Below are 15,803 nucleotides of genomic sequence, written 5' to 3'. Positions count from 1 at the left end.
GTTACATGTCGTGCTTGCTGACGTTCACGCCGCGGCGCGCGTATTCCTTCCAGCGCTCGCGCGAGCCTTCGCGTTCGGCCGGATCGGCCGCCACCACTTCCAGCACGCGATCGAACTGGCCCGTGGGGCAGGTATCGCGAAGGTTGATGACCATCGGTCGATCCGGCGTATCGATGCCCGGCGGGACGATCAGCACCGCGGTGTTCTGGTCATCGTCGTCACCGGCAAGCTGGTGCGGGATGAAGGCATCTTCGTCGAAGGCCCAGAGCAGTTCGTCGATGGCCTCGGCCTGCTCGAAATCGCGGGCGAGGATCAGGGTGGGCTGTTGGGCTGAGAACGCCTTGCGTGCCAGCTCGCAAACCAGCAGCAAGGGCTGCTCGCGGAAACGCGGTTTGTCGATCAGGTAGAAGTCAGCGCGCATAGGGTGTGAATGGTGAATGGTTAATGGGTGGCTGTCGCGACTTGAGAACATTGGCCTGCTCGTGCGGGAAGGGTGTCGGCTAACGCAGACACCCCATTTCCCCATTAACTATTGACCATTTACAGGCCGGCCGCGCGATCGATCAACCACTGCGCGAGCAACGGCACCGGCCGGCCCGTCGCCAGCCCCTTGCGACCCTCGTCCCATGCCGTGCCGGCGATATCCAGATGCGCCCAGCGCTGGCCTTCGGTGAAGCGTGCGAGGAAGCAACCGGCCGTGATGGCGCCGGCGTTCTTGCCGCCAATGTTGGCGACGTCGGCGAAACCGGAGTCGAGCTGCACCTGGTAGTCGTCCCACAGTGGCAGGCGCCAGGCGCGATCGAGCGAGGCTTCACCGGCGGCGAGCAGTTCGGCGGCGAGATCGTCATGCTTGGACATCAGGCCGCTGGCGTGCTTGCCCAGCGCGATGACGCAGGCGCCGGTCAGCGTGGCGGCATCGATGATCACCTGCGGCTGGAACGTCTGCGCGGTATAGGTCAGCGCATCGCACAGGATCAGGCGACCTTCGGCATCGGTATTGAGCACTTCGATGGTGAGGCCGGAGAGGCTGGTCAGCACATCGCTGGGACGGTAGCTGTCGCCGTCGGGCATGTTTTCCACGGCCGGCACCACGCACACCAGGTTGAGCGGCAGGTCCATTTCCACGGCAGCAACGAAGGCACCGAGCACGCCAGCGGCGCCGCCCATGTCGAACTTCATTTCTTCCATGCCCGGGCCCGGCTTGAGGCTGATGCCGCCGGTATCGAAGGTGATGCCCTTGCCAACAAAGGCATACGGCTTGTCGCCCTCGTTGCCGCCCTGGTAGTTGAGCACCACCAGCTTGGGCTTGTTGGCCGCGCCACGACCGACGGCCAGCAGCGAGCCGAAGCCGAGCTTTTCCATCTCGGCGTCGTCGAGCACGTTGCAGCTGACCTTGGCGTGCTTCTCGCCCAGCTGCGTCGCCTGGGCGGCGATGTAGGCGGGATTGCAGATGTTGGGAGGCAGGTTGGCCAGTTCGCGCGCGAAGCGCACGCCATGGGCGATGGCGATGGCCTGATCCAGCCCGGCCTGCGCGTCATCAGCGCCGGCGAACGTGACCTTGGTCAGCTCGGGCTGGGCGGCCTTCTCGCGCGGCTTGAAAGTGGCGGTGTAACGGTAGGCGGCATGGTCCGCGGCCAGGGCGGCGGTGCGCACGCGCCAGGTGGCGTCCCGGCCGGGGACGTCCGCTTCGGTCAGGCAGGACACGGCGGCGTCGATCGGCAGGCGGCCGAGGGCACGTGCCGCCTCGAGGCAGACCTTCTGGAACTTGGCACCGTCAAACGACTTCTGCGAACCCAGGCCAACCACGAGGACGCGGCGGGCGGCCATGCCTTCGGGCGCGAACAGCACGTTGGTGGACGCGGCCTTGCCGGTGATGTCGCCGCTTTCCACCTGGCGCTTGATGGCGCCGCCACTGGCCGTGTCGACGCGGGCGGCGGCGCTGGTGAGCACGCCGTTTTCATACACGCCGACCACAATGCAAGGCGTTTCAACGGTTTCGGGAGCCACGGGGCCAAGGCTGAACTGGAGCGTCATCGATAAGATCCTGCGAAGGTCGCGCGAAGAGGCGGACAAGCTAAACTTGGGGTTTGCCGGCCCGGTTGGGGCGAGGCACGGAGCCCTTCACTTTACCTCATGCTGAGCATCCTCGACCGATACTTCCTGCGCGAGCTGGCCCAGACGGTGGCCGCGACAGCTGTCGTGCTGCTGGTCATCATGGCCGGCTCAGCGTTTGCGCGCGTGCTCCAGCAGGTGGCGAACGGCAGCTTCCCGGCCAGCGTGATGTTCCAGGTGCTGGGCCTGAACATGCTCGACGGCCTGTCCAACCTGCTGCCGCTGGCGGGCTTCCTCGGCGTGTTCTGGTCGCTCGGTCGCATGTACCGCGAGAGCGAGATGCACGTGCTGGCGTCCTCGGGGATGGGGCCGCGTGGCCTGTTGCGTCCGATCGGCATCCTCGCCGCCGTGCTGGCCGCCATGGTGGCCATGGTCTCCACCTGGCTGGGACCCTGGGCGGCGCGCACCTCCGACCAGCTCGTGGCCGAGGCCAATCGCTCGGTCATCGCCGCCGGTCTGGATGCCGGTCGTTTTACCGAACTTCCGGGCAAGGGCGGCATCATCTTTGTCGACACGCTGAGCCGCGACGGCAGCCAGCTGGGTAATACGCTGCTGGTCACGGAGCGCCCGGGCAAGGACAAGGACAGCCCGGCGGTGGTCAAGCTGGTGACCGGCAAGAGCGGTCAGCTCTATCAGGACACCAACGGCGAAGGCCGCTTTTTGTCACTGCGCGATGGCTGGCAGTACGAAATTCCGCTCGGTGGCGACAACTGGCGCAAGATGCAGTACGAGCGCAACGATGCCTCGCTGTCGAACGTGCAGAATGACGACAGCGATGAGGATCCCGCACACACCGTTCCCACCTTCGACCTGGCGCGCGTGACCACGCCCGACGGTCGCGCCGAGTTCGCCTGGCGCATTACCGTGCCGGTGATGTCGATCGTGCTGATGATGCTGTCTCTGCCGCTGTCGCGCCAAAGTCCGCGTGAGCCGCGTTACGGCCGCATGTTGCTTGCCGTGCTGGCGTTCTTCCTCTACTTCAATCTGCTGGCGCTGTGCCGCGCGCAGATCATCAAGGGGCATTGGCATAACGCCGGTTCGATGTGGGCGGTGAGCCTGCTGGTGTTCGCCGGTGCCGCCTGGATGTTCCGCAACCAGTACGCCGCGCGCAACGTGCGCAAAGGCAAGGCGTAATGGCCGTGTCGCTCAAACTCAAGCGGGTCGATTATCTGATCGGCACGACGGTGCTCGGTTCGCTGCTGATGGTGTGGCTGTTGCTGACCGGCCTTGATGCCGTGCTGCAGTTCCTGCGCCAGCTCGGTGCGGTGGGCAAGAACGGTTACACGCTCAACAACGCGGTGATCTACATCCTGGTCACTTTCCCGCGTCGCATGTACGAGATGTTTGGCCATTCAGCGCTGATCGGCGGCCTGCTGGGCCTGGGCGGCCTGGCCTCCAGCGGCGAGCTGACGGCCCTGCGTGCAGCGGGCATGTCCAAGTTCCGCATCGGTGCATCGGCGGTGGGCGTGGTGGCGCTGTTGATCGCTGGCGTGGTGATCCTGGGCGAGACGGCGGCGCCCTGGGGCGATCGCCAGGCGCAGGCGATGCAACTGCGCATGAAGTCCAGCAACCTGGGCATGGCCAGCAATACGGGCCTGTGGGCGCGCGATGGCGAACGGATCATCAACGCGAAGGCCGCCATGGCCAAGCAGACTGGCACGCACAACACCGTGCAGCTGGCAGACGTGCGCGTTTATACGCTGACGCCCAACGGCGAGGTGTCGCGTTTCGACTGGGCGAAAACCGCCGAGCACGACGGTCGCCAGTGGGTGCTGAGCGGTGTGCGTTCGACGACACTGGATGACGCGGGCACGCACAGCACGACAGCCGCCACACAGCGCTGGGATTCCACGCTCAATCCGCAGGTGCTGGAGCAGTCGGTGATCCAGCCGCAGTACCTGCCGATGCGCGACCTCAATCGCAACATCGAATACCTGAAATCCAACGGCCAGAATCCCGGCGTCTACGCCGTGGCCTTCTGGACGCGCGCGCTGTATCCGCTGAATGTCCTCGTGCTGGTGCTTTGCGCCATGCCTTTTGCCTTCGGCGCACTGCGCTCGGGTGGCCTGGGCAAACGCATGTTCATCGGCATCCTGCTCGCCATCGGCTGGTACTTCCTGCAGAAGGCGATGGTGAATTTCGGTACGGTGTACGGCATTCCGCCGCTGGTCGCGAACCTGCTCCCCGCCGTCGTGCTGGCGGTCGCGGCGTGGTTGTACTTCCGCAAGAACGGATAGCGGGCCTCAGGCCAGCTCTTCGCCTTCACCCACGGGTTCCGCGTCCGGCGCGAACTTGCCATCTTCGGCGAGGCGGGCGAACAGTCCGCCTTGCGCGATCAGCGCATCGAATCGTCCGCGTTCCACCAACCGGCCCTGATCGAGGACGAGGATCAGGTCGGCGTGACGCACGGTGGACAAGCGGTGCGCGATCACAAATGTCGTACGTCCCTTGGTCAGGGTCGCCAATGCGCGCTGGATGCGAACTTCAGTGGCGTTATCCAGCGCACTGGTCGCCTCGTCGAGCACCAGGATGGGCGCGTTCTTGAGCATGGCGCGCGCGATGGCCAGGCGCTGGCGCTCGCCACCCGACAAGGAGCGGCCACGTTCGGCGACCAGGGTTTCCATGCCTTCGGGTTTGCGTGCGATGAAGACGGCTGCCTCCGCGGCGGCCACGGCTTGTTCGATCTCGTCAATGGGCGCATCCGGCCTGCCGATGCGCAGGTTTTCGAGGATCGAGCGGTAGAACATGCCCGGGTCCTGAAACACGACGCCGACGTTGCGACGCAGTGAGTCGAGCGTGACATCGCGGATGTCGTGCCCATCGATGGTGATGCGTCCGGCGCTGGGGTCGTAGGCGCGATAGAGCAGGCTCAGTGCCGTGGTCTTGCCCGCGCCGGTGGGGCCCACCAGCGCGACCGTGCTTCCGGCGGGCACGTTGAAGCTCAGTCCATGCAGGGCAGGTTGCACAGGGTCGTAGCCGAAGCTGACGTGTTCGAAGGCGACGTCGCCGCGCACGCTGACCAGTTCAAGTGCATCGGGGCGTTCGACGATGGCCGGACGCTCGTCCAGCACCGCGAAGAAATCGCGCAGCGACTGTGTCTGAAAGAACAGGCCGGAAATGAACGAGGCGAACTGCTCCAGTCGCCCGATCAAGAGCATCGAAAAACCGACGAAACTCACGATGCCACCCACGGTGATTTCGCCGCGCGCATGCAGTGACGCGCCCAGCGCAAAGATCGCGACGATGGTGAGGGTGCTCGCGGCGCGATTGAGCACGGAGAGAATCGCCCAGCCGCGCAGCACGGGATACTGGGCGGCAAGAACCTGCCGCATCATGCCGCGCAAGTCGGCCGCCTCGGCGGCGAGGCGCGTAAAACTCTGCACGATGGAAACGTTGCCGAAAACGTCGCCGGCACGCGTGGCAATCTCGTGATGCAGTTCTTCCACCTCGGCCTGCGCACGATGCGTCTTGCGAATGGCGAAGGCGTTGGAGAATGCAAAGATCGCCATCAGCGCGATCATCAGCAAGGCCAGCTTCCAGTTCATCCACAATGCGAGCGGGATCATCACGACGATGGCGAAGAGCGTCGCGAGATGTTCGCGAAAGAAACTCAGCCACAGGCCAAACAGATTGCCGACGCCATTGTTCATGATGCGGGCAAGGCGCCCGGTGTGGTGCTCGCTGTGGAATCCGATCGACAGCGATGCCGCGTGTTCGAAGAACAGGGCGATGGCGGCCAGCCGCCGTCGATGGGCAAGGCGGTCCGCATGCAGCGAAGCCCAGACACCCGCGGCCACGCCAACGAACCCCACCGCCGCCCAGAGCGCGATCAGGCGTGGGGCAGCCCCGGGCGTGGATGCCCCAAGGGCGTCGACCACCTTGCCAAAGAGCACCGGCTCGATGAAGAACACGCCGGCCAGGGCCAGATTGGCGACCGCCAGGGTGACGGCCAGACGCCGTTCGGGAGCGAGCAGGGCCAGCACGCGCATATACAGGCGGAGCAGGGACATGTGCGGGATCCAGGCGATCGGGGCGCGGCGAGTCTAGCGGCGCCAAGCCTTCGGGCTCGTGAAGCCGGGGGTGCTTGTCGTCTGGTGGCGGTGGCGCGAAGCTAGGCCTCTTTTTGGCAGCGGCGGTGCGGTATGAACTGGGTGGATCTGCGCAGTGACACGGTGACCCGGCCCACGCCGGCCATGCGGGCGGCCATGCTCGACGCCGACGTCGGCGATGATGTCTATGGGGAAGATCCGACGGTCAACGCGCTGCAGGCACGTCTGGCGGCTGACCTTGGTTTCGAGGCCGGCCTGTTCGTGCCCTCCGGTACGCAGTCCAATTTGCTGGCCCTGATGTCGCATTGCGAGCGCGGCGACGAGTATCTCGTCGGTGCCGATGCCCATACTTACAAGTTCGAAGGCGGTGGCGCGGCGGTGCTCGGCTCGATCCAGCCGCAGCCGATCCCGCACGATGTCGATGGCAGTCTGCCGCTGGACAAGATCGCCGCCGCGATCAAGCCGGTGGACCCCCATTTCGCACGCACGCGACTGCTGGCGCTGGAGAACACCTGGCATGGCCGCGTCTTGCCCATCGAGTATCTGCGCGATGCCAGCCACTTCGCACGCGAGCGCAAGCTGGCCTTCCATCTGGATGGTGCACGTTTGTTCAATGCCGCCGTGGCTTCTGGGTGCCCGGCGCGAGACATCGCGAGTCTGTTCGACAGCGTGTCGATCTGTTTGTCCAAGGGATTGGGCGCACCGGTCGGCTCAGTGCTGGTTGGCTCCGGCGCACTTATCGAGAAGGCGCGTCGCTGGCGCAAAGTTGCCGGTGGTGGCTGGCGTCAGGCCGGCATGTTGGCCGCGGCGGGATCGTATGCGCTCGACCATCATGTGGAGCGGTTGGCGGAAGACCACGCGCGCGCGGCGTCAATGGCAGAACGGCTGGGCCAGATCGCTGGCATCAAGCTTTTGGGTCAGCACACCAACATGGTGTTCATCGATGTGCCCGCCGAGCGCTTGCGTGAACTGGATGCTCATTTGCGCGAGCAGAAGGTGCGGATCAGCATCGGCTATTTGCCGACTTTGCGGCTCGTGACGCATATGGACGTCGATGACGAAGGTCTCGAGCGGACAGTGGGAGCGTTCCGGACGTTCTTTGCCAGGGGCTAGCAAGGTGTCGACGACGGGATGCGTCATCACACGGTTATCGGAAGGGAGCCAGCCGAGCATCGAACTCAGCGCATTGGAGAAGGCTGTCCTCATGAAAATCGCCAGTCAGGTCAATGACTCGCGTTTAAGTGACGCGCTTGTGACGCAGGTGAATGCGGTGAATGTCTCTGCTCGAACTGACAAATCCGGAGGCGGCTATTACCTCGATTTCAGTGGTTTGGAAGGGCTTTCCACGGATTGCCTGGCAAGACATCCGTTGGAGTTGGACGTGGCGGCACCGGATGGCAAGAACCGCCTCTTCTTCCATCTCTATCTGGAGCACGGGCGCATGTCATTCATGGAGCTCTCTTCAACCGGAGAATGGCCTGAAGACGAAACCGAGATTCGACTGGACGTTGGGTGACATCAACTTTTGGTGGCAGCCCAGGCTGGCCGACCTGCCCCTGATGTCGTCATTCCGGCGCAGGCCGGAATCCACCATGGGCGACTACCTTCCGACGTGGAAACAAAGGCGCGGGGACGAACTTTGTTTGCACTGATTCAATTCTGTCGCCACTGGAATCCGGCGTTCGCCGGAATGACGACGGATGGGGGGCTCATCTGTCCGACGATGCCCGGCATTCGATGCGCGGGCAGTCAGACAGCGAGATCCATCACTTCACCGCCACAAGCGCCTGCTGCTTGCGAATGAATTCCCGCACCTGCGGATAAACCACTTCGCGCCAGCGGCGACCGCTGAAGATGCCGTAATGGCCGGCGCCTTCGATCACCTTGTGCGCCCGTCGGTCCGCCGGAATGCCGGTGCACAGATCGTGCGCCGCTTCGGTCTGGCCCAGGCCGGAAATATCATCCAGCTCGCCTTCAATCGTGAGCAGGGCACTTTGCTTGATTGCCGACGGTGTCACCCGCTCGCCGTTCACGTCCCACAGGCCGCGCGGCAGCAGGAACTGCTGGAAGACGGTTTCGATCGTGTCGAGGTAGTACTCCGCCGGCATGTCGAGCACGGCGTTGTATTCGTCGTAGAACTTGCGGTGGGCAGCAGCGTCATCCTGATCGCCGCGCAGCAGGTTCAGATAGAAATCCCAGTGCGAGCTCAGGTGGCGGCCGGGGTTCATGGCGACGAAGCCGGCGTGCTGCAGGAAACCCGGGTAAACCTCGCGCCCGCGGCCGGGGTAGTTCGGCGGGACAGTGTGGATCACGTTGCCCTTGAACCAGCTCAGCGGCTGTTTGGTGGCGAGATTGTTCACGCTGGTGGGATTGCTGCGCGGATCGATCGGGCCGCCCATCATCGTCAGGCTCAGCGGCGTGTCTTCACCACGCGCGGCCATCAGTGACACGGCGGCGAGCACCGGTACCGTGGGCTGGCACACCGAGATCACGTGCAGCTGTCGCGCGCCGATGAAACGGATGAATTCCTCAATGTAGGCGACGTAGTCGTCGAGACGGAACGCGCCGTCGCTGAGCGGCACCATGCGCGCGTCGACCCAGTCGGTGATGTAGACCTTGTGGTCGCGCAGCAGGGTGCGCACGGTATCGCGGAGCAGGGTGGCGTGGTGGCCGGACAGCGGGGCCACGACGAGCACGACCGGCTCCTCTTTCATCTTTTCGATGGTGTCCGGATCGTCGCTGAAGCGCTTGAAGCGTTTGAGCTGGCAGAACGGCTTGTCCAGCGCCACGCGTTCGACGATGGCGATTTCCTGGCCATGCGATTCGATCTTGTGGATGCCGAATTCAGGTTTTTCGTACTCCTTGCCCAGTCGATGCAGCAACTCGTAACCGGCTGCCATGCGCTGCGCGCCGGGCAACTGCGAGAAGGGACTGCCCTGGTCGGTCAGCAGGTGCGCGGTGGCATCGGCGTAATAGCTGAGCGGGCCGAGGATGGAGCGCTGCCATTCGTGGATCTGGTAGAGCATGCGAAGAGACCGGGCGGTACGAAAGGTCGCATCTTACCCGGTCTTGTGTGGCATTGCTGCGACGCCGCAAAATTTGTGTTAAGCCGATCAATCGCTTAGGGCGATTTTGATGCAGGGCGCCGTTCGCGGGCGTTCTCAGGCGACTGCGCGATTCAAAGGATGCGGCGGATTTCCGTGCGCGCGACCATGTCGTGGATGGCACGATGGCGACGGTCGAACAGCCCGACACCGAACCAGATGGCCCAACCGGCCACGACCGCCCAGAGCGCGAACCGGGTGCCGGACCATGTCGCCAGTGAGAGCAGGAGGATCGGGGCGCCCGCGACGAGCACCCGAATGATGGCCTGACCAAGGGCAATCCGCGAGCCGTCCTCGCGCGTCAGGCGCAGGCGCCAGGCGCGCATGCCCAGCGTATGACCGCCCCGCATCCACGAGATGACGAAGTAAGCCGCGACGACCAGACCCTGCAAGGGCTGGTACCACCACGGGATGTCCGTATGCGCGCCGGTGTGGATCAACTCGCCGCCCGTGATGCGCTGGCAGACGTAGCCGACCATCATCACGATCGCGACGACCGCAAGCAGGTCGTAGACCATGGCAACGAGGCGGCGCCAAACGGGGCAGTACACAGCTTGCGGGGAGGTGCTCATGAAGTGGCTTGCGTCCGGTGCGCGCGATGTCCAGCATGTCGCGCATGTCAGAAAAGACCGTAAGTATCGCCGAAGCCGACCAGCGCAGCATTGCCGCCTTCGTGGAGCGTGTGTGGTCGGAAGATGGTTTGTCAGATCGCACGCTGGAAGCCTATCGCCGCGATCTGGAGGGTTTGGCGCGCTGGCTGGGCCGGCAGGGCGTGGGCCTGGAATCCGCGGGACGCGAGCATCTGTCCGCCTACCACGGCGCCCAGCCGGTTGCAGTGCGCTCCCTGGCTCGCCGCCAGTCGACGTTCCGCCGCTATTACGGCTTCCTGGCCCGGGAGAAACCGGGGTTCGAGGATCCGACCCTGCTGATCGAGCGGCCCAAGATGCCCCGCAGCCTGCCCAAGGCGCTGGCCGAGCGTGAGATCGAGGGCTTGCTGACCGCGCCTGACGTCGAGACCCCGCTGGGCCTGCGTGACCGGGCGATGCTCGAGTTGATGTATGCCTCGGGTCTCCGTGTGTCGGAACTGGTGGAGCTGCCATTGTCCGCGCTTAATCCACGCCAGGGCGTGCTTCGCGTGACTGGCAAGGGCGGCAAGGATCGTCTGGTGCCGGTGGGCGAGCTGGCGCTGGAGCGCATTCAGTCCTATCTGGCGGCCGTGCGTCCGACGCTGGCCCGGGGGCGGCAACCGGTGGCGCTTTTCCTCACCAGGCGCGGTGAGGGCATGACGCGCCAGATGTTCTGGACCCTGGTGAAGCGTTACGCACAGCAGGTGGGCATCGTGGCCAAGCGGATCTCGCCGCATGTGCTGCGTCACTCGTTTGCGACACACCTGCTCAATCACGGCGCCGATCTGCGCGCGCTGCAGATGTTGCTGGGGCACAGCGCGCTCAGTACCACGCAGATTTATACCCTGGTGGCCAAGGAAGGTCTCAAGCGCCTTCACGCCCAGCATCACCCGCGCGGATGACGATGTTTGCCGCAGATGGGGCGGTGCTCCGCCCGGTTTGCGAAGTTTCTGAGCAGGTCGTTCAGGCGGCTGTGCGAGAATGGATTATTCCCCCTGCGGTTCCGCCTGGAGCCCTGTAAGCGAGGTTCCCATGTCGAAGAAATGGTTGCTGGCGATTGGCGTCAGTCTGTTGGCGGCTCAGGCGTTTGCGGCCGAGCCGGCGTCGCCGGAAGACACCGTTCGCAAGGCCGTGCTCAGCATCGCCAACGTCAAGATCGATTCGCTCAAGCCGGCGCCGATGCCTGGCTATTACCAGGTGATCGCTTCCGGGCAGATGGTTTACGTCAGTGCGGACGGCAAGTACCTGTTCAACGGCGACGTGCTCGACGTCGGCTCGCGCAAGAATCTCTCGGATGCTGAGTGGGCCGCGTTCCGCAAGGCGGAGCTTGCCAAGTTGCCTGTATCCGACCGCATCGTGTTCGCGCCGGAAAAGCCCCGATACACGGTGACCGTCTTTACCGACGTCACCTGCACCTATTGCCGGGCGTTGCACAAGCACATCGAGGACTTCAACAAGGCCGGCATCGCCGTGGAATACGTGGCCTGGCCGCGCGAAGGCGTGACCACTACGGCCGGTCGCCCGACCGACACCTACAAGGAAATGGTGTCCGTGTGGTGCGCCGCCGACCGCAAGTCGGCCTTCACGGAAGCGAAGGCGGGCAAGGCGCCCAAGTCCAGCAACTGCGATAACCCGGTCAAGGCGGAGTACGACCTGGGTGAGCGCCTGGGCGTGAACGGTACGCCCATGGTCGTGGCCGAGGATGGACGGGTGCTGGGTGGCTACATGACGCCGGCACAGATGCTCGAGAAGCTCACGAACAAGGGTTCGTAAGGTTACCGTCCCCGGGTCTTGGCGGGTAAACCGAATACGAGGGCGCGCAGTCGAAGGGCTGGCGCCCTGGTGGCGCGTGCCGTTGCCAATGCTGTAGCCGGGTGGGGCATCGGACCCGCACGATCACGGTCACTTGCCTGCATTTCGCCGAACTTGTCGTTTCGGCGCCCGGGGGAGCCGGGCGGCCCTCACTGCCTCCTCACCATGTTGTCGTGCAGCATCAGGTAGAATGGGCGTTTTCCCACGCATAGCTCCGTTCCCCGCATGATCGCACTCGACGGGCAGAGCGCCCTCTCGCCGTTTCGCCTCGAACGCCTCAACGCACGCCTGGATGCCCTGCATCGTGGTGCCCGCGTGCAGGCTTCGTGGTTCGTCTATTTCATCGACGCCGACATCGCCCCGGAAGGCGAGGTGCGCCAGCGATTGCTGGAGGTGCTGGAGGCCAGGGACGCGGCGGTGGGCCAGGCTTCGTTCTGGGTGGTGCCACGACTGGGCACGATTTCGCCCTGGTCGAGCAAGGCCACCGACATCCTGCATGGCGCCGGCTTCAAGGTTCGGCGCGTCGAGCGCGGGCTGGGTTACCAGGTCAGCGGCATGCCGTCCCCGGGTGACGACACCTACGATGCCGTGATGGCGGTGCTCTGGGACGCGATGACGCAATCGGTGCTGCATGCCATCGATGACGCGAAGGGCTTGTTCCTCGCCGGGCAACCGGGCCCGCTGGTCTATATCGAGCTGGGCAAGGATCCGCGCGCCGCACTGGCGACGGCCAACGCCGAGCTGGGCCTAGCCCTGGCTGACGACGAAATCGACTACCTCGCCGAGCGCTATGCCGAGCTGGGTCGCGATCCGACCGACGCCGAACTTTTCATGTTCGCGCAGGCCAACTCCGAGCACTGCCGCCACAAGGTATTCAACGCCAGCTGGACCGTGGATGGTCAGGCGCAGGACAAGAGCCTGTTCGCCATGATCAAGAACACGCACCAGCACTCGCCGGCCTACACGCTGTCCGCCTACAAGGACAACGCTGCGGTGGTGGAGGGCAGCGATGGCAATCGCTTCTTCAGCGATCACGATGGCATCTGGCGCGGTCATCCCGAGCGCATCGACTACGCGATCAAGGTGGAAACGCATAACCACCCGACGGCGATCGCGCCGTGGCCGGGTGCGGCGACCGGTGCGGGTGGTGAGATTCGCGACGAAGGCGCTACCGGCCGTGGCGCCAAGCCGAAAGCCGGCCTGACGGGTTTCTCCGTATCCGATCTGCGCATTCCGGGTCATCCGCAGCCGTGGGAGGTCAATCGACCGCTGCCGCCGCGCATGGCCAGCGCCTTCGAAATCATGCGCGATGGCCCGCTGGGTGCCGCCGCGTTCAATAACGAATTCGGTCGTCCCTGCCTGGGCGGCTATCTCCGTACCTTCGAGCATGAAACCGGCGAAGCCGGCCTGCGTCGCGGTTACGACAAGCCGATCATGATTGCCGGCGGTCTCGCCAACATTCGTTCCGAGCATGTGCAGAAGCGCTTGCTGCAGCCGGGTCACAAGGTGATCGTGCTGGGCGGCCCGGCCATGTTGATCGGACTGGGCGGTGGTGCGGCCTCCTCGGTGGCGTCGGGCACATCGAGCGCGGAACTGGATTTCGCCTCCGTGCAGCGCGACAACGCCGAGATGGAGCGTCGCTGCCAGCAGGTCATCGACAGCTGTTGGGCGCGTGGCGACAAGAACCCGATCGTCAGTGTCCATGACGTCGGTGCGGGTGGCCTGTCGAATGCCATTCCGGAATTGCTCAACGACGCCGACGTCGGCGGCGTGATCGATCTTTCGAAGGTGCCTTGCGACGACCCGTCGCTCTCGCCCATGCAGGTGTGGAGCAACGAATCGCAGGAGCGTTACGTGCTGGCCATTGCGCCGGAAGACCTGCCGGAATTCGAAGGCTACTGCGCCCGTGAACGTTGTCCGTATGCCGTTGTCGGCGACGCCACGGCCGAGCGCCGCCTGACTGTGCGCGATCCGCGCCGCGATCTGTTGGTGATCGACCTGCCGATGGACGTGCTGTTCGGCAAGGCGCCGCGCATGCATCGTGACGCCAAGCGCGTGAAGCCGCGCATCGACCTGGTGCCGGATCTCACTGGCATCGGCATGGATGAGGCACTGCTTCGCGTGCTGCGCCTGCCGACCGTGGGCAGCAAGAGCTTCCTCATCACGATTGGCGATCGCACCGTCGGTGGCCTCAATCATCGTGATCCGATGGTCGGCCCATGGCAGGTGCCGGTGGCCGATTGCGCGGTCACCATCGCGGATTTCGACGGCTATCGCGGTGAAGCCATGGCGATGGCCGAGCGTGCGCCGGTGGCCTTGCTGAGCAGCGCCGATGCCGCGCGCATGGCGGTCGGCGAAGCGATTACCAACATGGCGGCAGCAGCGATCGATTCGCTGGGCGAAGTGCGCCTTTCGGCCAACTGGATGGCAGCGGTGAACCATCCGGGTGAAGACGCTGCCCTGTTCGACGCGGTCAAGGCCGTGGGCATGGAGCTGTGCCCGGAGTTGGATATTTCCATTCCGGTCGGCAAGGACTCGCTGTCGATGCAGACGGTGTGGACCGAAGGCGACCAGGCGCAGCGCACGGTATCGCCGGTGTCGCTGGTGATCACCGGCTTTGCCCGCGTGTCGGACGTGCGTCGCACGCTGACGCCACAGATCCGCCTGGATCGCGGTGATTCCGACCTGTGGCTGGTCGACCTCGGTGACGGTCGCGACCGCCTTGGCGGTTCCGCGCTGACGCAGGTGTTCAATCGCGGTGGCGGTGTGCCGCCGGATCTCGATGACGCCAAGCGCCTGAAGGGTCTGTTCGACCTCGTGCAGGAAGCGAACAAGGGTGGCCTGATCCTCGCGTATCACGACCGCTCCGACGGCGGCGCCATCGTTACCTTGCTCGAAATGGCTTTTGCCGGTCGTTGCGGTCTCGAAATCCAGCTCGAAGGCTGGGGCGAGGCGACGCTGCGCTCACTCTTCAACGAAGAGCTCGGTGCGGTGCTGCAGATCTCACGCGCCAACCGCGAGGCCTTCGAAGCCCTGCTCATCAAGCATGGCCTGGCCGGCATGAGCTACCGCATCGGCCAGCCGAAGGAAAAGCTCGGCATCAAGCTGTTCCACGGCACGGAAAAGCAGTTCGCCTGGAAGTGGACCGATCTGTTCGGTGCATGGAACGAAACCAGTCATCACATGCAGCGTCTGCGCGACAACCCGCTCAGCGCCGACCAGGAGCACGAGTGGCGCCTGGATGATGACGATCCGGGCATCAGCCCGAAGCTGAGCTTCGATCCGGCGGACGATATCGCCGCGCCGTTCATCGCCAAGGGCGCGCGTCCGCGGGTGGCGATCCTGCGCGAACAGGGCGTCAACGGCCAGGTGGAAATGGCGGCGGCGTTCACGCGTGCCGGTTTCGAGGCGGTGGACGTGCATATGTCCGATCTCGCCAGCGGCCGCATCTCGCTGGCCGATTTCCGTGGCATCGCGGCTTGTGGCGGCTTCTCGTATGGTGACGTGCTGGGTGCCGGCCGTGGCTGGGCAACATCGATCCTGTACAACGAAAAACTGCGCGCCGAGTTCACGGCCTTCTTCGCCGACAGCACCAAGTTCGCGCTGGGTGTGTGCAACGGTTGCCAGATGCTGTCGCAGCTCAAGGACATCATCCCGGGTGCCGCGCACTGGCCGAAGTTCCTGCGCAACACATCCGAACAGTACGAAGGTCGCGTGTCGACGCTGGAGATCCTCGATTCGCCGAGCATCTTCTTCAAGGGCATGCAGGGCTCGCGCATTCCGGTCGCCGTTGCGCATGGCGAAGGCCGCGTGAGTTTCCCGCAGGTGTGCAGTCCGTCGAAGTCGGGCGGCGCGGTGCGCTTCGTCGACAACCGCGGCAAGCCAACGGAGCACTATCCGCTCAATCCGAACGGTTCGCCGGGCGGCCTGGCTGGCTTCACGGCGGCCGACGGGCGCGTCACCATCATGATGCCGCACCCGGAGCGCGTGTTCCGCAGCGTCCAGATGAGCTGGCACCCCGATCAGTGGGGCGAGGACTCGCCCTGGATGCGCATGTTCCGCAATGCGCGGGCATGGTGCGGCTGATCCAGCGAAAGCCC

The 15,803-nt window shown here is 64.7% G+C and carries 12 protein-coding genes; 7 read left to right on the top strand and 5 right to left on the bottom strand.

All coding sequences use genetic code 11. The features are described 5' to 3' along the window. Position 1: 1 nt before the first annotated feature. Both EYV96_RS09055 and EYV96_RS09050 read right to left on the bottom strand, forming a co-directional pair. Complete coding sequence (locus EYV96_RS09055) at positions 2-421, bottom strand: DNA polymerase III subunit chi (protein ID WP_131151093.1); 420 nt, start codon at positions 419-421, stop codon at positions 2-4. Positions 422-540: 119 nt separating this feature from the next. Further along, on the bottom strand, positions 541-2,034 hold the full coding sequence (locus tag EYV96_RS09050; protein WP_131151092.1) for a leucyl aminopeptidase: 1,494 nt from the start codon (positions 2,032-2,034) through the stop codon (positions 541-543). A gap of 99 nt (positions 2,035-2,133) precedes the next feature. Between EYV96_RS09050 and lptF the strand changes: the two genes are divergently transcribed. Both lptF and lptG read left to right on the top strand, forming a co-directional pair. Then, complete coding sequence (gene lptF, locus EYV96_RS09045) at positions 2,134-3,246, top strand: LPS export ABC transporter permease LptF (protein ID WP_131151091.1); 1,113 nt, start codon at positions 2,134-2,136, stop codon at positions 3,244-3,246. Beyond that, positions 3,246-4,349 carry an LPS export ABC transporter permease LptG gene (gene lptG / locus EYV96_RS09040; RefSeq protein ID WP_131151090.1) on the top strand — a complete coding sequence of 368 codons (1,104 nt, stop codon included), beginning with the start codon at positions 3,246-3,248 and terminating at the stop codon, positions 4,347-4,349. The genes lptF and lptG overlap by 1 nt, the downstream gene beginning before the upstream one ends. A gap of 6 nt (positions 4,350-4,355) precedes the next feature. Here lptG and EYV96_RS09035 read toward each other — a convergent pair whose 3' ends face one another. Further along, on the bottom strand, positions 4,356-6,122 hold the full coding sequence (locus tag EYV96_RS09035; RefSeq protein ID WP_131151089.1) for a glucan ABC transporter ATP-binding protein/ permease: 1,767 nt from the start codon (positions 6,120-6,122) through the stop codon (positions 4,356-4,358). Positions 6,123-6,254: 132 nt separating this feature from the next. On the opposite strand from EYV96_RS09035, the gene ltaE reads away from it, so the two are divergent. Continuing rightward, positions 6,255-7,274, top strand: coding sequence for a low-specificity L-threonine aldolase (ltaE, locus tag EYV96_RS09030; protein WP_131151088.1), 1,020 nt, complete (start codon positions 6,255-6,257; stop codon positions 7,272-7,274). A gap of 91 nt (positions 7,275-7,365) precedes the next feature. Next, positions 7,366-7,677: a hypothetical protein gene (locus tag EYV96_RS09025; protein WP_131151087.1), complete on the top strand. Its 312-nt coding sequence runs from the start codon at positions 7,366-7,368 to the stop codon at positions 7,675-7,677. A gap of 250 nt (positions 7,678-7,927) precedes the next feature. Here EYV96_RS09025 and EYV96_RS09020 read toward each other — a convergent pair whose 3' ends face one another. Both EYV96_RS09020 and EYV96_RS09015 read right to left on the bottom strand, forming a co-directional pair. Further along, complete coding sequence (locus tag EYV96_RS09020) at positions 7,928-9,187, bottom strand: polyhydroxyalkanoate depolymerase (protein WP_131151086.1); 1,260 nt, start codon at positions 9,185-9,187, stop codon at positions 7,928-7,930. A gap of 152 nt (positions 9,188-9,339) precedes the next feature. After that, on the bottom strand, positions 9,340-9,837 hold the full coding sequence (locus EYV96_RS09015; protein ID WP_131151085.1) for an RDD family protein: 498 nt from the start codon (positions 9,835-9,837) through the stop codon (positions 9,340-9,342). Between the two features lie 44 nt (positions 9,838-9,881). On the opposite strand from EYV96_RS09015, the gene xerD reads away from it, so the two are divergent. The 3 genes from xerD (at position 9,882) to purL (ending at position 15,789) form a co-directional block, all read left to right on the top strand. Next, positions 9,882-10,793, top strand: coding sequence for a site-specific tyrosine recombinase XerD (gene xerD, locus EYV96_RS09010; protein WP_131151564.1), 912 nt, complete (start codon positions 9,882-9,884; stop codon positions 10,791-10,793). Positions 10,794-10,923: 130 nt separating this feature from the next. Then, positions 10,924-11,664 (top strand): DsbC family protein, encoded by a 741-nt coding sequence (locus EYV96_RS09005; protein ID WP_131151084.1) that lies wholly within the window; start codon positions 10,924-10,926, stop codon positions 11,662-11,664. Positions 11,665-11,928: 264 nt separating this feature from the next. Then, entirely contained in the window at positions 11,929-15,789 is a 3,861-nt protein-coding gene (purL, locus tag EYV96_RS09000; protein ID WP_131151083.1) for a phosphoribosylformylglycinamidine synthase, read from the top strand. The last annotated feature ends 14 nt before the right edge of the window (positions 15,790-15,803 follow it).

Origin of the sequence: Dyella terrae (genome assembly GCF_004322705.1) — a bacterium.
GTDB classification, from domain to species: Bacteria; Pseudomonadota; Gammaproteobacteria; order Xanthomonadales; family Rhodanobacteraceae; genus Dyella_D; species Dyella_D terrae.
The sequence above is the reverse complement of the archived record's forward strand: the minus strand, read 5'-3'. Positions and strand labels throughout refer to the sequence as shown.

Excerpts from the sequence above, each read along its gene's own strand:
- EYV96_RS09055 (WP_131151093.1), bottom strand. The coding sequence starts at position 421 with ATGCGCGCTGACTTCTACCTGATCGACAAACCGCGTTTCCGCGAGCAG.
- EYV96_RS09050 (WP_131151092.1), bottom strand. The coding sequence starts at position 2,034 with ATGACGCTCCAGTTCAGCCTTGGCCCCGTGGCTCCCGAAACCGTTGAA.
- lptF (WP_131151091.1), top strand. The coding sequence starts at position 2,134 with ATGCTGAGCATCCTCGACCGATACTTCCTGCGCGAGCTGGCCCAGACG.
- lptG (WP_131151090.1), top strand. The coding sequence starts at position 3,246 with ATGGCCGTGTCGCTCAAACTCAAGCGGGTCGATTATCTGATCGGCACG.
- EYV96_RS09035 (WP_131151089.1), bottom strand. The coding sequence starts at position 6,122 with ATGTCCCTGCTCCGCCTGTATATGCGCGTGCTGGCCCTGCTCGCTCCC.
- ltaE (WP_131151088.1), top strand. The coding sequence starts at position 6,255 with ATGAACTGGGTGGATCTGCGCAGTGACACGGTGACCCGGCCCACGCCG.
- EYV96_RS09025 (WP_131151087.1), top strand. The coding sequence starts at position 7,366 with ATGAAAATCGCCAGTCAGGTCAATGACTCGCGTTTAAGTGACGCGCTT.
- EYV96_RS09020 (WP_131151086.1), bottom strand. The coding sequence starts at position 9,187 with ATGCTCTACCAGATCCACGAATGGCAGCGCTCCATCCTCGGCCCGCTC.
- EYV96_RS09015 (WP_131151085.1), bottom strand. The coding sequence starts at position 9,837 with ATGAGCACCTCCCCGCAAGCTGTGTACTGCCCCGTTTGGCGCCGCCTC.
- xerD (WP_131151564.1), top strand. The coding sequence starts at position 9,882 with ATGTCAGAAAAGACCGTAAGTATCGCCGAAGCCGACCAGCGCAGCATT.
- EYV96_RS09005 (WP_131151084.1), top strand. The coding sequence starts at position 10,924 with ATGTCGAAGAAATGGTTGCTGGCGATTGGCGTCAGTCTGTTGGCGGCT.
- purL (WP_131151083.1), top strand. The coding sequence starts at position 11,929 with ATGATCGCACTCGACGGGCAGAGCGCCCTCTCGCCGTTTCGCCTCGAA.